We start from the raw sequence: 4,017 nt of genomic DNA on the forward strand, positions 1-4,017 counted from the left end.
GAGTGATGTTGTTGATTGCTTATATTGCACCAATGCCGGATGGGGAGAAGAGGGTTTGAATCTAAATTAACTACATTTGAGCGTTAATTTAATCTCCCAAACCCTGCAAGCTTTAAGCAATGTGCAAGGAAAAGAGCGGCTTTTTATGACAATTCCTCTCTTTGTAAAGCGAGGTTAGGAGGGATTTAAAAAAAGTTATTTTAAATCCGGCTCCCTCTTCAATTCCTTCTCATTGGCATATTGATCAACATCTTCATTTTTTAGCGGACGCGCAAGCGGATGATCTACAAAGCCCATTTTTGGTACAGGAATCTCAATATGATTTTCCAGGAAACCATTACGAATGCGTTCCTGCATTTCATCACGAACTTTTAAAAAGTTTTCACCTTGGCACCAGACTGCAAATAGTAATTCAATGGATGATTCCCGGAAAGCAGTTACTGTCACAGCTGGTTTTGGATCAGCAAGCACCATTGGATATTTGTTTGCTACATCTAGCAGCACTTCACGAACCTTGATAATGTCTTCATGGAAATTAATCGCCAATGTGATCGGAATTCGCCGGATCGGAAATTTGGACAGGTTGTGTACCGGGGCACGGATCAGTTGCTCATTCGGCAACCGGACATAGATGTTATCCTGGGTTAATAATTTGACTGAGAGCAGGTCAATCGAAATGACTTCACCTTCAATGGTATGCCCACGAATCAGGGTAATCTGAATGGTATCACCAACTTCAAAAGAACCTTCACCAATCAGGAACATACCGCTGATCAGGTTAGATGCTGAGGTCTGAGATGCGAAACCCAGTGCAACTGTCAAAATACCTGCTGCACCTAAGAAGACACTGAGCTTAAAGCCAGCTTCCTTTAAGCTGGCCATGACAAACAGCAGGAAAATGAAGTAAAAAATCCCACGACGCCAGACCATTTGCTGATGGGCATTAAAGCGTAGACCAATCGTCCGGATAAAGGCATTCGAGAAAAAACGTGCAATTAAAAAACCAATAAAACACAGTACGATTGCGACAGCAATTTCTGTCAGCCGATCAGTATTGATACTGGTAAATACGCCTTTCAGGCTATTGGTGACTTCAGCAGAAATACTTGAGTTTGCCATTAGCCGTCCTTAAAAGAATGAATCAAACATATTGAACAGGTTGCCTGCAGGGTCACGTGGCGGATGTAGATAGTCCACTTCACCGGCATGTGGTGGGGTACGGTTTTCAATCCGAATTCGAGGTGGGCGATCCAGACCTTCATGCAGGACTTTAATTTGCGAGGTCCAAAGACGTCCCGTGCTGGCACTGAAAAACAGTGGTAGGGCGGGCACGGGTACATTCATACGGTCAAAGCGCAGTTGCTGATTACTGGTATTGTGGAATTCAATTGGGGTTACAGCACGAAATGCACGCGGCGTCAGCTGTTTTAGCTCAGTACGACCATCGACTGCTGTGGCATAACAAATTTCCCCAGAACGATGATTCGGGCCAAACCAGGTATCTTTGGGTAGAATTACCGGAACATCAAAAATTGGATTTCGCTGTCCATCGACAAAGCCGGCAATCCACAGTGGCGTACTGATATATAGGGTTCCGCGTTGCCCGGCAGGAATATAAATGGGATCGACGGGTTTGATCACTACAGAACGATCTGCCAGACGAGGCATGAGTCGCAGTTTACTTTTGGTGGACTTGAACATATAGCGTTCAATTTTCACTGGCTGGGGAAAGGCAAAATGGGGATCTTCGATCTGGTACCATTTCTGCTCATAGTCAAACTGTACCACAGGGCGGTAATACTCCAGACGCCATTCCTGCAAGCCACGTGTCAGACGGAACAGCAGCGAACCAAATTGCCAGGCTTTGGACTCATTTATTTCAAAATTCTGTTCCCCCCACCAATGAATAGAGGGCTGAGCAGAGGAAAAATCAACTTGATCGTGTGGCAATGCGGCTGTCCTTTCGTACTAAATCTTTCTAAACATACTTCACGCTGTCATGTGCTTAGAGTACACTCAATTTAAATTTTTTCACTATTATTATAATTCTACGATGCAAGTACTGAAACAATTACAAATCCCTTATAGTTTTGCCAAACGCCATGGGGTGTTGTTGCGTTATGAAGGGGATCAGGTCTTTATCGTCCGTCGTGATAATACCTCGATGCTTGCATTGCAGGAAGCACGCCGTTTTTTAGGCCATCCTGCCCAGTATCAGCTCTGCAATGATCACGAATTTAACCAATTACTCAGTAGCAGTTTCGCTGGAGACAGTGGCGAATCACAACAAGTCGCAGCTGGTCTGGAAGACCATCCAGATTTGCTTAGTCTGGCCGATTCTGTCCCTGAAGCTGAAGATTTAATGGATCAGGAAGATGATGCGCCGATTGTCCGCCTGATCAATGCCTTACTTTCAGAAGCAATCCGTGTGGGTGCTTCCGATATTCATATTGAATCCTTTGAGAAGAAACTTTCAGTCCGCTTGCGGGTTGATGGTCAGTTACGCGAAATTGTACAGCCACGCCGTGAACTGGCACCGCTGTTAGTCTCGCGGATTAAAGTCATGGCCAAGCTGGATATTGCGGAAAAGCGTATTCCCCAAGACGGTCGTATTTCGTTGCGCCTAGCAGGGCGTGAAGTCGATGTCCGTGTTTCTACCTTGCCATCTTCGTATGGGGAGCGCGTGGTAATGCGTCTATTGGACAAACAGGCGGGTCGCCTGAACATGACCCATTTGGGTTTAAGGAATAATGATTACGATCGCCTCAAGACTTTGGTGCATCGTCCACACGGAATTATTCTAGTCACTGGCCCAACTGGTTCGGGTAAAACGACGACACTTTATGCAGCACTTTCCGATCTGAATGATGGTTCCAAGAATATCCTGACTGCGGAAGATCCGGTCGAGTATCAATTGGAAGGTATTGGGCAGACGCAGGTAAATACCAAAGTGGATATGACCTTTGCCCGTGCTTTAAAAGCGATGCTACGTCAGGATCCCGATGTTGTCATGGTGGGTGAGATTCGTGACCTAGAAACAGCAGAAATAGCAGTACAGGCTTCTTTAACAGGTCACCTGGTTTTATCAACCCTGCATACCAATACTGCAATTGGTGCAGTAACCCGTCTTAAAGACATGGGGATTGAACCTTTCTTATTATCCAGTTCACTGATCGGGGTGGTTGCCCAGCGTCTGGTACGTACTCTCTGTTCACATTGTGCGACCTGGCATGTAGCGGATGAATTTGAACAAGGTCTGTTTGCCCATGTCCATAATGGGACACAATTAGAATTACCACAGCCAAAAGGTTGTGAACGCTGCTCACATACAGGCTTTACTGGTCGAACTGCGATCTATGAAATTGTCCCGGTGGATGAGCATATGCGCCGTCTGATTCATGGTAATGCACCAGAATACGAGTTAGAAAGTTACGCACGTCAACAATCTGGTTCTATTCGTGATGATGGCTTACGTAAAGTGCTGGCAGGTAAGACGACGGTGGAAGAAGTACTGCGTGTCACCAACGAAGCAGCAGAACTAGCTTAATGATAGAACTGTTAAAAAGTAGCCAGTTGGACTGCTTTTTAATAAATTACCACAAGTCGATAATTTTCTTCATGAGTTGGGCACGCAATGGAGCGATTGGATTGCCGGCATTGCGTTGAGTCTCATTTTTATAAAAATTTTGCCAGGTTTTCGCTATTTCTACAGTTAAACCCACCTGTTTCATCTTTTCAACATCAGCTTTACTAACATGTTTTAAACGTGTTTCTGCATCTTGAGGGCCTGTGCCCCAGCCAATTACATCTTGCCCAAACTCAGGCAGGCTCATGTTATGCGGTGTAGGAGGAATAGCAAGTCGATCAATATCTAGATTCACCAAGGATTTGACTTGAGGGCGAATTTTTTCAGAAACTTGCACATCTGCAAGAGAGGAGATAGGGATACTTAAAAACAGTGTGATGAGGAGAAGAGGCTTTTACATCAAAATAAACTCAATAATAAATGCGAATAAG

Annotated in this window: 4 protein-coding genes; 1 reads left to right on the top strand and 3 read right to left on the bottom strand. The window is 44.9% G+C overall.

The annotated features are described in order from the left end of the window. Window positions 1-195: 195 nt before the first annotated feature. Both B4033_RS01130 and B4033_RS01135 read right to left on the bottom strand, forming a co-directional pair. Entirely contained in the window at window positions 196-1,119 is a 924-nt protein-coding gene (locus tag B4033_RS01130) for a mechanosensitive ion channel family protein (RefSeq protein ID WP_076753112.1), read from the bottom strand. Between the two features lie 9 nt (window positions 1,120-1,128). After that, window positions 1,129-1,950: a hypothetical protein gene (locus tag B4033_RS01135; RefSeq protein ID WP_286831289.1), complete on the bottom strand. Its 822-nt coding sequence runs from the start codon at window positions 1,948-1,950 to the stop codon at window positions 1,129-1,131. A 103-nt stretch (window positions 1,951-2,053) separates the two neighbouring features. Here B4033_RS01135 and gspE point away from each other — a divergent pair, with 103 nt between their 5' ends. Next, a complete protein-coding gene (gene gspE, locus B4033_RS01140) occupies window positions 2,054-3,547 on the top strand; it encodes a type II secretion system ATPase GspE (protein ID WP_286831292.1) in 1,494 nt (497 codons plus the stop codon). Window positions 3,548-3,593: 46 nt separating this feature from the next. Here gspE and B4033_RS01145 read toward each other — a convergent pair whose 3' ends face one another. Further along, window positions 3,594-3,923, bottom strand: coding sequence for a DUF4951 domain-containing protein (locus B4033_RS01145; RefSeq protein WP_286831294.1), 330 nt, complete (start codon window positions 3,921-3,923; stop codon window positions 3,594-3,596). Between the last annotated feature and the right edge of the window lie 94 nt (window positions 3,924-4,017).

This window comes from Acinetobacter sp. UBA3132 (genome assembly GCF_002364825.1).
GTDB lineage: Bacteria > Pseudomonadota > Gammaproteobacteria > Pseudomonadales > Moraxellaceae > Acinetobacter > Acinetobacter schindleri.

What these genes read in the sequence shown, in the direction of transcription:
- B4033_RS01130 (WP_076753112.1), bottom strand. Translation starts at nt 1,119, where the DNA reads ATGGCAAACTCAAGTATTTCTGCTGAAGTCACCAATAGCCTGAAAGGC.
- gspE (WP_286831292.1), top strand. Translation starts at nt 2,054, where the DNA reads ATGCAAGTACTGAAACAATTACAAATCCCTTATAGTTTTGCCAAACGC.